This is a genomic window from Roseivirga sp. E12 (assembly GCF_017592825.1).
Taxonomy (GTDB): Bacteria; Bacteroidota; Bacteroidia; order Cytophagales; family Cyclobacteriaceae; genus Roseivirga.
The window spans coordinates 291885-307612 of sequence record NZ_JAGFMD010000001.1 but is presented as its reverse complement, the minus strand read 5'-3'; the positions used below and the strand labels follow the sequence as shown (position 1 = coordinate 307612).

The following is a 15728-nucleotide window of genomic DNA, read 5'->3' as shown; positions in this document are numbered from 1 at the left end:
AGTTTTAGTTTTATAGGTAGTTTAGGTGAAGGTTAGCTACTCCTCAGGCTAACCTTCCACTTTTTTAAGCCTGATCTGAAAATCGAAAATCTCAATCTTTCCGGCCTTATAAAGCCCGCCCAATATCTTCTTAAAATTCTTCTTACTCATTCCGAAGGCTTCCTTGATTTCTTCTGGGCTACTTTTGTCCCCCATTTCGAGTACTCCTCCCGCTGAGATCAGCTGCTCAAGGATGTCTGTACTCATATCTTTCACCGCCTCATAACCCTGTTTCTGGAGAGACAAATCAATCTTACCATCTTCTCTAATGGTTTTTACATATGCTCTTCTTTCATCACCGATTGTCAGCTCCTCAAAAATCTCATTACTATAGATCAAGCCCTGGCACATTTCGTTAATCACCACCTTAAAACCAAGGTCGGTCCTTTGCCAAATATGGACCTTCACTTCATTACCTACTGCCAGTTGGCAAGCATTACTTAAGAAGGCTGATACCTTGCTGGTACCAATCATGCGATTGGTCTTGTGGTCGAGCAGCAGCATTACCAAATAAGACCTTCCCTCTACCATATCGATAGCTTGTTCTTTATTTGGAACAAAGAGATCCTTTTCTAGCCCGATGTCAAGGAATGCACCAAAGTCAGTCACTTGCTTTACTTTCAAACCTACCATATCTCCAATTTGGCCTTTCGGCATACGGGTGACTGCTATAGGTCTACTCATGTGATCCGTGTACACGAACACCTCCAATTCATCCCCTATTTCATATGTCTCAGGTAGAAACTTTTTAGGAATTAACACCTCATCGGCAAGGTCTTCCCCATCGTTTAAATAGCAGCCAAAATCTACTGTTCGCGCGATCTTTAACTTCTGAATTTTTCCTATCTCTATCATCTAAAGTCTCTTCGTCTTTGTATTTTCACTTAAACACGCACAAAGGTATGATTAAAAAGGTCTCTCAATCTACATCTCTCCATATTCTGCCCAAGTGGATTGTGATTGTGCTGTTGACCTTCTGCATCTCCCCTTGCGGCCTCGCACAAAAGGCAAAACCCTACCTAGCCTCAGAAAGCTTTAATGAAACTGCGCGTGACAACAATCGTCTCAGACTAGTATTCTATAATGTCGAAAACCTATTCGATTACTTTGACGATTCCACGACAATGGATGAGGAATTTCTACCAAGAGGTGGAAGGTTTTGGAACAAAGCGCGATATGAAACGAAACAGAAACGTCTCGCTCAAACCATAATGGCGATTGGTGGCTGGGAACCTCCTGCCTTGATTGGTCTATGCGAAGTTGAAAATCGCTATGTATTAAACAGTCTGACTGGCTTCACCGCACTGAAAACCGCGGGATACGAGATTATTCATCAAGACTCTCCGGACAATAGAGGGATTGACGTGGCAGCACTTTATCGGCCAGATAAGTTTGAATTGATCAATTATGAATACTACCCCTTGACATTCCCCTTTGATACGGCAAGTCGGACGCGAGATATTCTTCATGTCATTGGAAAGCTACCCAACCAGGACACTCTCCACCTCTTTGTAAACCATTGGCCCTCAAAGTACGGTGGTGAGTTTGAAACAGAACCGAAACGAATGCGCGCAGCCCAGATCCTTCGAAGTAAAGTAGATTCTTTGCTCTCATTAAACTCCGAAACCTTGATTGTACTGACTGGTGATTTCAATGATGAGCCACAAGAGGATAGCATTATAGATGGCTTGGCCGTAAATAATAACCTCAGTGAACTACAGTCCTCAGACCTTTACAACCTGATGTACCCGATCAGGTTCAATACTGGAACACACAGTTTTCAAAATAACTGGAGCGTAATTGATCAGTTCATTGTTACTGGGGCATTGATGAATGGTTCAGCAAAGACATCAATCTTAGGAAGAACTGCCCAAATCTTTGATATGCCATTTTTAATCACAGAAGGTGCCACAGGCGCCACTCGACCCTTTCGAACCTACCAAGGCCCAAAATACATTGGTGGTTATAGTGACCACCTACCCATTCTATTAGACTTAGTATTAAAATAGGCCCGTTTTTAGTAGATTTCGGCTATGAGACGAGATAAAAAGCCAATTGGTCGATGGTTTGGTGAAGCGTTACTGATTTTCCTAAGCGTTTATGGTGCTTTCTATTTTGATGGCATCAAGGACGAACGTGCCAGGGATAACGAGTACATACGCCACCTAAAAGATTTCAAAAGTGACCTTGAGGAAAACCAAGGTAAATTCAATTACGAGCTAAACTCTGAATATATACGTTCCAATGGTCAAGGCTACATCCAAGGGACAATTAACCGGCTTGAGGCCGTTGACTCCCTTATGGCCACTCCGACAAGAGCTAGTGCCGATTCTATCATTAACCTGATTAATGACGGTGTCATCAATAGTTTGACCCCATGGGTTTTTGTGTCCCCTCAGTATGAAAAACTGGATAGCGAGTATTACTCATTCATTAAGAATGACGACCTCAAAGGCAAGCTTCAAATGCACTTTCGCAATAACCAAAGCAGGATAAATCGAAAGGAAGTGATCAACGATTATGTAAAGCAATTCTACGAGATTGAGGATCAGCTCAATTTGAAAGCAGGCGGCTCTCCTGCTAACCGATCGATTCTTTTTAGCAACCTATCAGTTAATAAGTTAGGGAGGATAATCGAGGGCTATTACAGCCTTAGGAACTCAACAATCAATAACAGAGGAAGTGATAGCCTGATTCTTATTGAGGTAAAAAAAGAACTTGAACTATGGGGAGAAGACTCTAACTAACTTAATGCTCCTCTTAAGCGATTAATCGTTTCCAAGTCGGAATGCTTAGCACCATCAAGCATTGCCGCACTATGATACTCGGTAGCCCCAAGACCTTTCAGTTGCTCGATATTTTCTGGCCTAACGCCTCCCCCTGGCATGACAATGATTTCATCATCGGCCTCATCTATCAGTTCACCAAGCGTGTCCATACCCATCAGTGCCGTTTCGGCTCCGCCTGAGGTTAACACCCTTTGCACACCCATTTCTTTCAAAGTATCAAGCGCCTCGAATTGATTCTGTACTTCGTCAAAGGCCTTATGAAAAGTAACATCCATAAAGCCAGCCTCTTGCATCAAGAGCATCGTTTTGGCTTCATCTATCCTGCGGTCTTCGGTAAGGGCTCCAATGACCACTCCATTACATCCTATTTCGGCACAGAAGGCGATATCTTCTTTCATAATTTCTAATTCCATTATGGAATAATGGAAGTCACCTGATCTTGGCCTAATCAGCACATAAAGAGGGATATCCAGCAACTCTCTCGCCATTTGGATCATCCCTTTGCTAGGCGTGATCCCTCCAACCGAAAGTTCCGAACAGAGTTCAACACGATCAGCTTTTGCGTTTTGAGCGTTCAATGCAGACTCAATAGAACTAGCACATATTTCGAGCTTTATCATTACCGTTTAATCAATAAATCCGAAGCTAAACAATTATTGCCGATGTTGCTTTTATATTTGCGCACAGGAAAACTAGAATAATATAATGGAGCAAATTTCAGTAATAGGTTCGGGAACAATGGGAAATGGCATTGCCCATGTTTTTGCACAAAGTGGTTTCAAAGTAAACTTGATCGACATCTCTCAAGATGCACTAGATCGTGCCCTAAAAACGATCGAAAAGAACTTGGACCGTATGGTGGCCAAAGAAAAGATTGATGAGAATCAAAAAGCTTCCACCTTATCCAATATCACCACCCATACAGACCTCAAGACAGGTGTATCGAATGCCGATCTGGTAGTGGAAGCCGCTACGGAAAACGTAAACATCAAACTAAAGATTTTCGAAGACCTTGAAGAGTTCACAAAACCTTCTTGTATCCTCGCTTCTAATACATCTTCGATTCCTATTACTAAGATTGGTTCTGTCACAAAAAGACCTGATAAAGTAATTGGCATGCACTTTATGAACCCTGTACCGGTAATGAAGCTGGTAGAGGTAATCCGAGGTTATGCGACTTCCAATGAGGTGACTTCATTGATTATGGAGACCTCTAAGAAATTAGGCAAAGTGCCAACTGAGGTCAATGACTACCCAGGGTTTATTGCCAATCGTATTTTGATGCCTATGATTAACGAGGCTATTATTTCGCTGCACGAAGGTGTTGCCGGAGTAGAAGAAATCGACACTGTGATGAAGCTAGGTATGGCACATCCAATGGGACCTTTACAATTGGCTGACTTCATTGGTCTAGACATTTGCCTGTCTATTATGAACGTGCTTTACGAAGGTTTTGGCAATCCTAAGTACGCTCCTTGCCCATTGTTAGTAAATATGGTGACTGCCGGCTATCTAGGTGTAAAGTCTGGTGAGGGATTCTACTCTTGGGGACATGGCACTAAAGACCTAATTGTATCGAACCAGTTTAAGAAATAAAGTTCTCGTCATTGCGAGGTTGTCTCAAAGGACACCGTGGCAATCTCCTTGATTACAAGAATACCAGAGCCACTGCGAGAAATCGTGGTGGCTTTTTGCTTTTTAACAACCTTGTGATGATCAAGTGTGTCTTTGACTTAGGTAATTCGTTAAATTATAAGCCATGAAGAAGTCATATTTCATTCTCTCAGTTTTGCTATTACTCACCGGGTTAACTTCCTGTGAAGAGGAAACCACCTCTGCCTTGGTTGAGACAAGGTTCACTCGTGAAATCCCAAACTGTGATAATACTGGTAATCCTGAAATGAATTGCACAGAATGGGTGGAGTTTACAAACGAGAATGAGGTGTCCTTACTCGCTGGTGGTGGTGACATTGTCATGAATGGAAATTACTCAGTTAACGGTAGTCAAATCATTATCGATCTGGGTATAACAAGTTCTTTTAACATTGGTTTTGAGATTATTGACGCTAATTCTATAAGAAGAATAGAGGATAGTTCTGTTTGGACAAAGGACTAATTCTAATCCAATAGAATTGACGTTCACCACATCCGTTGTTGTTCGTCTCAAAATATGCCATTTCCTTAACCTCCTTCATCAACAACTTCGTAATGACTACTATTTAGTTTGAGGGACCAAGAATGTTTGCAAATCATAGTTCTCATGATATCCGCCCATTAAGAAGGCTTGTTTTGTGCCTTTTTATCTCGAGCACACTACTAGCCTTAAACTGCGCTGAAACTGATGAAGGCTTAGCATGTCATCATTCTTCTTATTCCGTCTTAAATGATAATGACATCTGTCTAGTATTTGAACTCAACGGATTATCATCGAGACTTAAAAATACAATCGAAGATAAAGTAGCCTCAGGTATCTCTCAAATCACCGAGCTTATGCCCATTAATAGTCTTGACATACGCATTGTTGAGAACCCAAACATGATCCCATCTGGTTTCGGCATTGGTGGATTTAATCCAAGTCAGGAAGAAATCATTATTGCACTAGACATTAACTTTTCTGGACTTGAAAAAAATTTAGAAGATGATCTAATTAGCTTATTGGCGCACGAAATACACCATGCAAAAAGAAGACGTTCTGTTGGATACGGTAGTACACTTCTTCAAGCAGTAATATCCGAAGGTCTAGCAGATCATTTTTCAATAGAAGTCGCGGGTATAGCACAACCACCTTGGTCCACAGCGCTAGAAGGCCCACAATTGCAGGAATGGATAAGTTCGGCAAAAGGCATATGGAACGAAACACCCTATAACCACAATGCCTGGTTTTTGGGGACAAATAGTAATATTCCTAAATGGACAGGTTATTCAATTGGTTTTGAGTTGGTCAGAAAACATCTGACCGATAACCCAGAAGAGCTACCTTCCAAATTACACGACAAGTCAGCCAGTTCCTTCTCTCACTAACCTCTCAATGGCTAAGAACCTAAAATTGAAACGAAAGGCTTCAGTGAAACCATCAACTTGGAGTGGATGGTATATTTAAATACATTCATAGCGGATATGAAGTATTTACCTCAAGATGGATTTCCTTACTATTTAGGCCTTGCTGGTAGCGACAGAGCAATCTCGTTATTTCGTTCAAACGACACCTTTGAATTTCTCGACTCCTTGAATGAGCAAACATCGAATAGTCGTTATGCGCCTGATAAATGGAGTATTAAGCAGGTAGTTGGACACATTGTTGATCATGAAAGAATCAAAATCAATAGAGCCTTCTTTTTAAGCAGAGGACAAGATTTAGAACTTTGGGGCTATGATCAGGAATCTCTAGTGAATGGCAGTCGTTTTGACGAATTAAGCTTTGTTGAGCTTCTCAATGACTTCAAAAATGTCAGAGCTGCTTCGATTAGCCTTATCGAAGGGTTTTCAGCATTCCAATTGGCCCTCAAGGGCCAAGCAAGACAATATGAAGTGACCCTAGAAGAGTTTCTGAAATCCATCATTGGTCATGAAAGACACCATATTACCATCATTCAAGAGCGTTATCAGGTTTAGAGAATATGAAGACTGCCGGTACTTTTGGTGTTTTAGCATTTTCGCTATTCTCTCTTGCCCTCCTCATTTTTGGGCTTCTCAATCAAGAATTCTACTTTGTCAATGATGTGATTAGTAAACTAGGAGCTAATGGTCAACCCTTAGCCATTTGGTGGAACATTATTGGCTTTGGGCTGGTTGGACTGCTTCTTATGGGTTTCGGTATCACCTACGGAAAAGTACTAAAGGATCGGTCTGCAGGGCTTCTTTTGGCTCTTTTTGGATTAGGCTTTGCATTCACCTCAATTCCTATTGACATTGGGGAAGTTGATTCTGCGTTTTCAAAGGCACATGTAGTAGCTATTTGTCTAGCACTGGCCTTTTGGCTGTTTGGCTTGGCCCGAATAAGTGCCAATCACTCACAAAGTAAAAGCATCAAGCTAAGAGCTAATGTAGCTGCCCTGCTGCTTGTAACTTCTATGATAGGTGGTGCTACAGAATTATTGTCCATGCCGATGACCCACAGATTAGTTTTTGGTGTTGTCTTCGGTTGGACTTTGGTAACAGCTATTTCAATGCTTAATTCAGAGAAAGAGCTACAAATCAATTGAGATTAACTCATTTTTTATTGAAATTGAAATTGAAATGAAAAAGTTTATACCTCTTATTCTAATTCTGATCTTATCGTCATGTACTGCATCCAAACCAGCAGCAAATATCAAACCTGTAAGGAGTCAACTCCTTAATGACCAGACCTTCTTATTAACCGAGGTTTCGACAGATAAGAATTACGGCCTGTCACAGAAGAAACCCGTTCAAGTTGGTGGGGTTGACAAAAATGAAGGGCCTAAGAACGAAAGAAGATTCTTGAATGCTCTTGCTGGCCCTAATGGCGAAAAAGTTAGCTATTTCAGGTCAGGGAGCTGTTGTCCAGTAAAGAGTGAAAATGGTTTTATGGGGAAAGCCATGCTAGACAACTACAGGGTTACCTGGGAAGGCTCAACCGATACAGTATCTATTTATATCAACATGTACGACTATGGTACCTTAAAGGCTCCTTACGGCTTTACCATCAAAAAGTAAATGGCAGACTTTGGGCAAAACGTTCTAAAGTCTAATCCCTCAACAAATTCAGGGCAACGCTAAACACCCATTGCTTTTGCTTAGGCACAAACTCTCGGCCAATAAGATTACTCAGGCTCTCTCCGGTTTTGCTTAGTCCAGATTCGTATTTGATATCGATAAATATGCGTTCAAAGTCACCTCCTATTCCCCAGTGCCACATAAAATTGGAGCGATTATATTCCGAAGTCACTTTCTCTACATCATTTAGAAATGAGCGCTCCCCAGATAAAAGAATACTAAATGATGGTCCCATCATCAGTCTTAGGTTTCCTATCCGGTAACCGATATTGATTGGAATTTCTAGCGTATTGAATTCAAATTGGGCAAGCGGATTGAAACCAGGCACTCCGTTATAATCATTGAATACGAGTTGTGTCTTAATCTTAGAATAGAGCACTTCTGGCTGGACATATATTCGATCGATATTGACACGATAGAAACCACCAAACTGATAGCCTACCTCCGATTCTGTACTCGAAGTGCTGACCAACTCACTATTGATATTCATCCGTGCACTAACTACTTTCAGAATCGCTCCAGCCTGATGATCCGTACTATAGACCTGGCCTGAAACCAATGCCGGTAAAGACATGGTAACCAAAATCAACAGTAGGGTTTTCAGCTTAGTAATCATTGTTTGGATAATCGTACAAATTATCAATACATTCGGCCTAAAATTAACAGGAATTACTCACATGGCACTGGAAACCGACTTCGAAAATGCAGTAAAAGCATCTTCTTCCATATCCGAAAGACCTTCAAACGAAGATCTATTGAAAATTTACTCACTCTACAAACAAGCAACTGAGGGAGATTGCACTGGCGATGCTCCGGGTGGTTTTGATTTTAAAGCAGCCGCTAAATACAATGCCTGGAAAAGTTTAACAGGTACCAGTACTGAATCGGCCATGAGCCAGTACATAGACCTTATAACAAGGTTAAAATCCGTTTAGGGCAAGTTATTGAACCCTGAAATCGTTTACACTCGTATAACAAAAGGTTATTTAAAAATTGGGATATTATTCGCATATTGCGCCCGGTTTTAAAACTCAAAATAGAATTAACAACAATGGGATTATTCAGCTTCGGTAAGAAGAAAAAGAAACCTGCACGAGCGTGCGAATTAGAGGGTTCACTATTAGAATTCGGAGAGGGCTACTTGCTTACCTCCGCACAGATCATCAAATCAAAAAGATTTTGGGATAATAAAATGATTGAGCCGGAGACTTTGGCTTACTCCAAGGCACATTTCGAGAAAAACGATGAAATGGGCACCAAAATGAGAACGATGATTTTTCAGAAATACAGTTCCAAGGATAAACCTTGGTTAGTTGGTGACGGTCAGGTCACTCAATTTGAAATTGATAAAGATCAAGCAAGGCAGTATGCTAGAGAATGGTGGGAATCAGGTTTTACCTTCACTCCCCCAGAAGTAGGTTCTGCTGACCAAGTACTTGGTGAACAAGAGTTTTCAGAATGGAAAGAATATGCCGTCATGAAAGCTGGTGAAGAGCAACTGAGAAAAATAGGCTAGTTAATAGCTAAAAACATAATAGAAGCCGTTCCGATATGTCGGAATGGCTTTTTTATTGCTCCCTGATGACTTGTAGGATCACCTTGCCCTCATAAATAGTTTCAAGTCTCAAGCCTTTGGAGGTAATGCTATTCCGTAAGAGAGACAAATAGCCAGGTTCTTCGTACCGATCGTTCAGTGTCGGTTCATTCACAAGCAAATAGTCTCCTACTTTTATTTCATTGAAGTCCATTTCTACCCACCACTGATAAGTATCATTGGACACTTCAAAATCGTAAAAGTAAGCCGCCCCATATGAGACGAGGCCATCTGTAATAATGGTTTGTGCGGCCTTGTTCTCGACAAATTCAGTAATTACTACTGCTTCCAGCTCTTTGTAATTCTTGTCTCCTGACTTATAAACCTTATAAGCAGGAATAGCCAGCATAGCGGCCAATGGCAGCCATTTGAGCTTGGCTCCCATGATTTTGGCAAACACTACCTTGTCAGACCAGTAATAGGCTCCAGCCATAATTAAAACAGGGATAACAAATGTTATATGCCTTGTGTCAACTGGCATAGGACTATAATACTTCCAATTGGTACTGATAAACCACCAGCAGCCAATCATCAAAACACTCGCTACTGGCCATAGCGTTTCTGGCTTATTCAATCGCCAATCGTTTCTACTCAATGTCAATAGGGCTGGTAGCGCAAAACCCAAGGGAATAAAGAAACCTCCCCTTAGAAAGCCTAGGAAAGGCAAGTAAGTAAGGCGCTTTAAAATTTCAACAGCATCCTTATCAAAGAAGGTCTTCACTGTTGCTTCGTGATTATCTGATATGTTATTAAACCTGTAGAAGAAGTCTCCAAATGTTTCATGATACCAAAAGCCATGTAACAAGAAAAAGAAGACCAGTAAGCTGACAGAAATGTACCAAAAGCCCTTGTTGTTCTTTCTTCTAAAGTCATTGAAAACCAAGTAGACAAAGAGCGGAAAAATGATCAGAATACTGGTTTTAATTAGAAAGGCACCAAAAAGTGAAAGGGCCATTAAAAGGGCCAGAAGGCGATAATCTCCCTCTCTTCTATTCACAAAATCATAGCATAGCAAGGCAATAAAAACCCCTAAGGCTATTGGAATCTCAGGAAATAGATGCGTCACAAAAGTGATGGTATGATAGTCTGCGATAAGCAATACACCTGAAATGATACCAATCCAATGACCATGTCTATGCCCTATCCAAAAGAGCAGATTCAGGATGATCAGGGCACATAAAAGCGGAAATATGGTAATGGTAAACTGATTAATTCCGAAAATATCGATCAACCAAGAGACAGGATAAAGTAAGCCTACTCGGCTGGTGAAGTGATTATTGGTGATCTCAAAGGTTCCTTGACTGATTTGATGGGCGAAATTAACATAGGTAAAGTCATCCCAGAAGGCCAAACCGTCATTTGCCAGATACCAAACGGCAATAAAAAAGACATTAGACAACAGCTGAATACTCCGATATTTTCGGGAATCGATAAACTCCTTGGGCATCATTAAAACGAATATAGTTGATTAGCCACTTACTCTTTATATTTTCGTGAGACAAAGCGATGCAACTCTTTTATCAACCCGAACTAGTCAATGGAATTCATCACCTCAGTGCAGATGAATCTAGACATGCCATTAAAGTGTTACGCTTAAAGCTTGGTCAGGAAATTCAACTGATTGATGGTAAAGGCTCCTTTTATAAGGCTCGAATTACAGGAGACAATCACAAGAAGTGTGAGTTCGAGGTCATTGAGAAAAAAGAAGAATCAAAGCAAAAAGGCTATAGACACATTGCAATCGCCCCGACCAAAAATCTCGATAGAACCGAATGGTTTGTTGAAAAAGCGGTTGAGATTGGGGTTGATAGAATCTCTTTTATTCTCACTAAGAATTCTGAAAGAAAAGTTCTAAAGACTGATCGATTAGTAAAAAAGGCAATCAGCGCCATGAAACAGTCAATCAAGGCTACCCTTCCACTAATAGACGAGATGGTTACCATTAAGAGTTTTTTAGCAGCAGCAGATGGTGATAACAAATTCATTGCCTATGTCGATTTTGATAACCCTACTGAGCTAAAGTCTGATGTTGGAGAAGACAACCTGGTACTGATTGGACCTGAAGGAGACTTCACTCAGGAAGAAGTTGATTTGGCTATCGCCAAAGGATTTCAAAAGGTATCATTGGGCCAAAGTCGACTGAGGACGGAGACAGCAGGGGTAGCAGCAGTACATATTTTGAATTTATTTCCTTAAGATTGTCCTATGGCCCTAAACTACATCTGGATAGGATTCTTCTTAATTGCCTTTATCGTAGCACTCATTAGGCTTATTTTCTTTGGCGATACGGAGGTATTTCCTGAAATGATGGAGAGCACCTTCAGTATGGCCAAAACAGGCTTTGAAATCTCCCTTGGACTTACAGGTGCACTAACCCTTTGGATGGGGATTATGAGAATTGGCGAAAAAGGTGGAGTTGTCGCCATTATAGCACGAGCAATTAGCCCTCTCTTCACAAGAATATTTCCAGACATTCCAAAGAACCATCCTGTCTTCGGACCTATGATGATGAATTTCTCAATGAATTTTCTAGGCCTTGACAATGCGGCTACGCCATTAGGCCTAAAAACTATGGAAGGCTTGCAAGAGCTAAATCCAGAAAAGGAAAAGGCCTCGAATGCGCAGATCATGTTCTTGGTATTAAATACTTCCGGTCTAACTCTGATTCCAGTTTCTATTATGGCCTACCGAGCCACTGAAGGAGCAGCCAATCCTGCGGATATCTTTATTCCAATATTGTTGGCTACCTACTTCTCTACCTTAGCTGGCTTAATTACCGTATCGATCTTTCAAAAGATCAACCTTTTCAACAAAGTAGTATTAGCCTACATCGGCAGTTTGACTGTGCTTATCGTTGCAGCACTACTCTACTTTCAGTCTATTCCCCAAGAGCAAGTCACCACGATTTCGAATACTGTAGCGGCTCTGATCTTACTGGGCATCGTGTCTTTCTTCATCGTAATGGCAATGAAGAACAAAGTCAATGTTTATGAGTCTCTCATAGAAGGTGGCAAAGATGGTTTCAATGTTGCTATCAAGATTATCCCATATCTAGTAGGCATTCTCGTAGCCATCGGTGTTTTTAGAGCCTCAGGAGCACTAGACTTTATCAATGATGGATTCAGAGTTTTCTTTGAATTCTTAGGCGTTAACACGGAATTTGTGGACGCGCTGCCTGTGGCTTGGATGAAACCCCTTAGTGGATCGGGAGCTCGTGCTGCTATGCTAGAGACATATACCAACTTTGGTGTTGACTCATTTCCAGGCCGTGTAGCCAGTGTACTGCAAGGCTCTACGGAGACGACTTTCTATGTTCTAGCTGTATACTTTGGTGCAGTTAAAATCAAGAACTCACGCTATGCCGCAACCGCAGGTCTTATAGCTGACTTTGTGGGAATAATAGCCGCCATCATTATCTCGTACATCTTCTTCTATTAATAAGTTTATAACCTTCTAGATACGAAGACAGTTAAATCATTTTATTAAAACAGATAAAACCATGAAACGAACACTAATTTTAATTACACTCGCACTTGCATGCACTGCTTTGAGTGCGCAGTCTCAAAAATTCCCAGGTTTAGACCCTAGTCCGCTAGATGTTGCATTTTTTCCTGGTAATTCAGCAAATGCTGAATTCAGAGGGCCAAGAGTTGAAGCCAAGATCAAACTTTACTACAGCCGTCCTCAATTGAAAGATCGTGAGCTTTCTAAGCTAGTTCCTGACGGTAAAATGTGGAGATTTGGCGCTAATGAAGCTTCTGAAATCACATTTTACAGTGATGTAACTGTAGGTAACAAAACAGTAAAAGCAGGCACCTATGCTGTTTTCATTGATGTCAAAGGAAACAACTGGGATTTCGTTCTTCATTCAAAACTCAATACATGGGGGAACTTCCTTATGGATGGTAGTCAAGAAGTAGCTCGAGTAGCCGGAGCGATTAGTACTAACAGCGATTCTGTAGAAGCACTATCCGTAGCATTTAAAGAAGTAGATGGCGGTGCACATATGGTTGTAGGCTGGGGCAATACAATTGCCGAAATGCCAATCAAGTTCTAAAAGAAAACTAAAGCAAAAACTAAGGCCCCGCTCCTACACTATGGAGATTGGGGCCTTTTTTATTTCCGCTTATCCCTAGAATAAGGGCTGTAGCATAAACCGTTTGCAATAATAGTTTTCAAGCCATAACATTAGGTTTCAAATCAACCACATTATGAGAAAAATCATACTACTTGTAATCTTGGCTCTGTTTGTAAGTCCTGCTTTTTCACAACACAAGGCAGACTTCAAGGCAGCTGAGAAATTCAAATCGACCAATCTTCGTAAAATGCTTAAGACAACCAGGGTAAACCCTAGGTGGTTTAAAGACAGCGACAAATTCTGGTATTCTTATACCACAACTGAAGGAAAGAAGTTTTACATGGTTGATCCAGCCAGAAAAACAAAGTCAATGTTGTTCGACAACTTCGACTTTGCCGCTCAGTTAAGTGAATTAACTAGTAAGCCTTGGGATCACAGAAACCTGAGTATGAAGGCATGGAAATTAGAGGATGATAACAAGACTTTCACTTTTATGGTGGACAGCATTGACTATCACTTCGACATCAACAGTAAGCTTATTACTAAGGGTGATTCAACTGAAAAGGCAGATAAGCGTACCAATTGGGCTACCTACTCTCCTGACAGCACGTACATCACCTATGCTAAGAATTACGATCTCTACATGATGAAGGCTGATGATCCCGATTCGACAGAAATCTTACTTGCCGATGATGGAGAGCGATGGTTTAGCTATGGCTTTGACAGAGGCGATACAACCAAAGACAAAAGGTTTAGAGCAGCGGCCAGATGGTTCAAAGATGAATCTAAAATCTACGTTTCACGGTCAGATTCAAGAAAGGTTAAAGAACTCTTTGTCATTGATGACCTGAGTAACCCAAGACCAGAAGTAGAAATCTATAAATACGCCATGCCAGGAGAACAAGATGTTCCTCAGAGTTACCTAAGCATATTTGATATACCCAGCAAGGACAGAATTGACGTTGATATTGATAAATACATTGACCAGACCATTAGACCTTACCTACCGGGAGAAACGTCAGATAGAATGTTTATGACTCGTCAGAATAGAACTAACGACTCGATTGACGTAGTTTCGATCAATACCAATACAGGTGAGTTAAAAGAGCTATTCACTGATGCTAACTATCCATACATATACTCCCCTAATGTTCAATTGTCAATTCTTAACGAAGGAGAAGACTTGATCTGGTGGTCAGAAAGAAACGGCTGGGGCCAGTTGTACCTATATGACGGCAATACTGGAGCCCTTAAGAATAAAATCACGAATAGCGGCTATTTCGTAACAGGAAGAATTCAGCAAGTTGATACTGTTGGAAGAAAAGTTTACTTCGTAGGACGTGGTAGAGAACAAGGCGTTGACCCTTACTATGCGTTGATGTACAAAGCTAACCTAGACGGTTCAGGCTTTAGACCTATCAGTACTGAGCCTGCCAATCACTTCATGAGTATGTCTGAATCGGCCAAGTACTATGTAGACAATTACTCTGCAGTAGATATGGTGCCAAAATCAGTTTTAAAAGACAGTAATGGCAATGTAATTATGGACCTAGAGACTGCTGATCTTTCCCTACTCCACCAAGCCGGCTGGAAAATGCCTGAGCGTTTCATGGTGAAGGCTGATGACGGAATTACCGATCTCTATGGAGTGATGTATAAGCCTTTTGACTTCGATTCAACGAGGAAGTATCCAGTGATTTCATATGTGTATCCTGGACCTCAGACGGAGTCTTTTGTCAACGACTTTACGATTACTGGTCGCTATAATACTGCGCTTGCGCAACTAGGTTTTATCGTTGTAAGTATGGGCCATAGAGGCGGTAGTCCATTAAGAGACAAGTATTATCATACTTATGGTTATGAGAACCTCAGAGACTATGCCCTAGCCGATGACAAGCGTTCATTGGAACAACTTGCAGAAAGGCATTCATTCATTGATTTGGATAACGTAGGTATCTTCGGGCACTCTGGAGGTGGTTTCATGTCTACAGCTGCTATGTTAATGTATCCTGACTTCTATGATGCTGCGGCTTCTTCTGCTGGTAACCACGACAATAACGTTTATAACAAATGGTGGAGTGAAACGCACAACGGCATTACTCGAGTTGACAAGAAAAAGAAAGACGATGACGGTAATGAGTATACAGAAACCACATGGAAGGCAAAAGTGAAGACCAACCCTTCAATTGCCAAGAACCTCAAAGGTCATTTGTTGATCACTCACGGTACTCGTGACAACAATGTGAACCCAGCCAACAGTTTACGTTTAGCCAATGAATTGATCAAAGCAGGTAAACGATTTGATTACATGCCGATTCCTGGGGCACGTCATGGATATGGTAGTAAGAGAGACTATTATGAGCAGATGATGTGGTACTTCTTCGCTGAGCACTTGCTGGGTGACTATCGCAACAATGTTGAGATTGATTTACCCGATGGTAATTAATCAGATATAACAATCTAGAAATGCCAGCTCAATTTTGGGCTGGCATTT

General features: G+C 41.2%; 18 protein-coding genes. 14 read left to right on the top strand and 4 right to left on the bottom strand.

All coding sequences use genetic code 11. The features are described from left to right. Positions 1 to 48: 48 nt before the first annotated feature. Positions 49 to 894, bottom strand: coding sequence for a S1 RNA-binding domain-containing protein (locus tag J4E76_RS01355; RefSeq protein ID WP_236017254.1), 846 nt, complete (start codon positions 892 to 894; stop codon positions 49 to 51). Positions 895 to 941: 47 nt separating this feature from the next. Between J4E76_RS01355 and J4E76_RS01350 the strand changes: the two genes are divergently transcribed. Further along, positions 942 to 2048, top strand: a complete 1107-nt coding sequence (locus tag J4E76_RS01350; RefSeq protein ID WP_208500688.1) for an endonuclease/exonuclease/phosphatase family protein — start codon at positions 942 to 944, stop codon at positions 2046 to 2048. Between the two features lie 24 nt (positions 2049 to 2072). Next, a complete protein-coding gene (locus tag J4E76_RS01345) occupies positions 2073 to 2786 on the top strand; it encodes a hypothetical protein (protein ID WP_208500686.1) in 714 nt (237 codons plus the stop codon). Here the strand turns inward: J4E76_RS01345 and J4E76_RS01340 are convergent. Then, positions 2783 to 3448, bottom strand: coding sequence for a copper homeostasis protein CutC (locus J4E76_RS01340; protein WP_208500685.1), 666 nt, complete (start codon positions 3446 to 3448; stop codon positions 2783 to 2785). The two genes, J4E76_RS01345 and J4E76_RS01340, sit on opposite strands and share 4 nt — an antisense overlap. A gap of 85 nt (positions 3449 to 3533) precedes the next feature. On the opposite strand from J4E76_RS01340, the gene J4E76_RS01335 reads away from it, so the two are divergent. The 6 genes from J4E76_RS01335 to J4E76_RS01310 all read left to right on the top strand — a co-directional run bounded on the left by J4E76_RS01335 (position 3534) and on the right by J4E76_RS01310 (position 7502). Next, positions 3534 to 4424 (top strand): 3-hydroxyacyl-CoA dehydrogenase family protein, encoded by an 891-nt coding sequence (locus J4E76_RS01335; RefSeq protein WP_208500684.1) that lies wholly within the window; start codon positions 3534 to 3536, stop codon positions 4422 to 4424. Positions 4425 to 4587: 163 nt separating this feature from the next. Further along, entirely contained in the window at positions 4588 to 4944 is a 357-nt protein-coding gene (locus J4E76_RS01330) for a hypothetical protein (protein ID WP_208500683.1), read from the top strand. Positions 4945 to 5066: 122 nt separating this feature from the next. Continuing rightward, on the top strand, positions 5067 to 5849 hold the full coding sequence (locus tag J4E76_RS01325; RefSeq protein WP_208500682.1) for a DUF2268 domain-containing putative Zn-dependent protease: 783 nt from the start codon (positions 5067 to 5069) through the stop codon (positions 5847 to 5849). Between the two features lie 66 nt (positions 5850 to 5915). Further along, positions 5916 to 6440, top strand: coding sequence for a DinB family protein (locus J4E76_RS01320; RefSeq protein WP_208500681.1), 525 nt, complete (start codon positions 5916 to 5918; stop codon positions 6438 to 6440). Positions 6441 to 6445: 5 nt separating this feature from the next. Beyond that, a complete protein-coding gene (locus J4E76_RS01315; protein WP_208500680.1) occupies positions 6446 to 7030 on the top strand; it encodes a DUF998 domain-containing protein in 585 nt (194 codons plus the stop codon). 34 nt (positions 7031 to 7064) lie between these two features. Beyond that, positions 7065 to 7502 carry a hypothetical protein gene (locus J4E76_RS01310; protein WP_208500678.1) on the top strand — a complete coding sequence of 146 codons (438 nt, stop codon included), beginning with the start codon at positions 7065 to 7067 and terminating at the stop codon, positions 7500 to 7502. Between the two features lie 31 nt (positions 7503 to 7533). Here the strand turns inward: J4E76_RS01310 and J4E76_RS01305 are convergent, their stop codons facing one another. Next, a complete protein-coding gene (locus tag J4E76_RS01305) occupies positions 7534 to 8178 on the bottom strand; it encodes a porin family protein (protein ID WP_208500676.1) in 645 nt (214 codons plus the stop codon). Positions 8179 to 8239: 61 nt separating this feature from the next. Here J4E76_RS01305 and J4E76_RS01300 point away from each other — a divergent pair, with 61 nt between their 5' ends. Next, positions 8240 to 8497 (top strand): acyl-CoA-binding protein, encoded by a 258-nt coding sequence (locus J4E76_RS01300; RefSeq protein WP_208500674.1) that lies wholly within the window; start codon positions 8240 to 8242, stop codon positions 8495 to 8497. Positions 8498 to 8613: 116 nt separating this feature from the next. After that, positions 8614 to 9078, top strand: coding sequence for a hypothetical protein (locus tag J4E76_RS01295; protein ID WP_208500672.1), 465 nt, complete (start codon positions 8614 to 8616; stop codon positions 9076 to 9078). Between the two features lie 52 nt (positions 9079 to 9130). Here the strand turns inward: J4E76_RS01295 and J4E76_RS01290 are convergent, their stop codons facing one another. After that, positions 9131 to 10606, bottom strand: a complete 1476-nt coding sequence (locus J4E76_RS01290; RefSeq protein WP_208500671.1) for a glycosyltransferase family 39 protein — start codon at positions 10604 to 10606, stop codon at positions 9131 to 9133. Between the two features lie 56 nt (positions 10607 to 10662). Between J4E76_RS01290 and J4E76_RS01285 the strand changes: the two genes are divergently transcribed. The 4 genes from J4E76_RS01285 to J4E76_RS01270 all read left to right on the top strand — a co-directional run bounded on the left by J4E76_RS01285 (position 10663) and on the right by J4E76_RS01270 (position 15680). Then, positions 10663 to 11352: a 16S rRNA (uracil(1498)-N(3))-methyltransferase gene (locus J4E76_RS01285; protein ID WP_208500669.1), complete on the top strand. Its 690-nt coding sequence runs from the start codon at positions 10663 to 10665 to the stop codon at positions 11350 to 11352. 9 nt (positions 11353 to 11361) lie between these two features. Then, the gene (locus J4E76_RS01280; RefSeq protein WP_208500667.1) at positions 11362 to 12594 is read left to right on the top strand and encodes a nucleoside recognition domain-containing protein; all 1233 of its coding nucleotides are present in this window, start codon (positions 11362 to 11364) and stop codon (positions 12592 to 12594) included. Positions 12595 to 12655: 61 nt separating this feature from the next. Then, positions 12656 to 13213 carry a DUF2911 domain-containing protein gene (locus tag J4E76_RS01275; protein WP_208500666.1) on the top strand — a complete coding sequence of 186 codons (558 nt, stop codon included), beginning with the start codon at positions 12656 to 12658 and terminating at the stop codon, positions 13211 to 13213. Positions 13214 to 13367: 154 nt separating this feature from the next. Then, positions 13368 to 15680, top strand: a complete 2313-nt coding sequence (locus J4E76_RS01270; RefSeq protein WP_208500665.1) for a DPP IV N-terminal domain-containing protein — start codon at positions 13368 to 13370, stop codon at positions 15678 to 15680. Positions 15681 to 15728 lie beyond the last annotated feature (48 nt).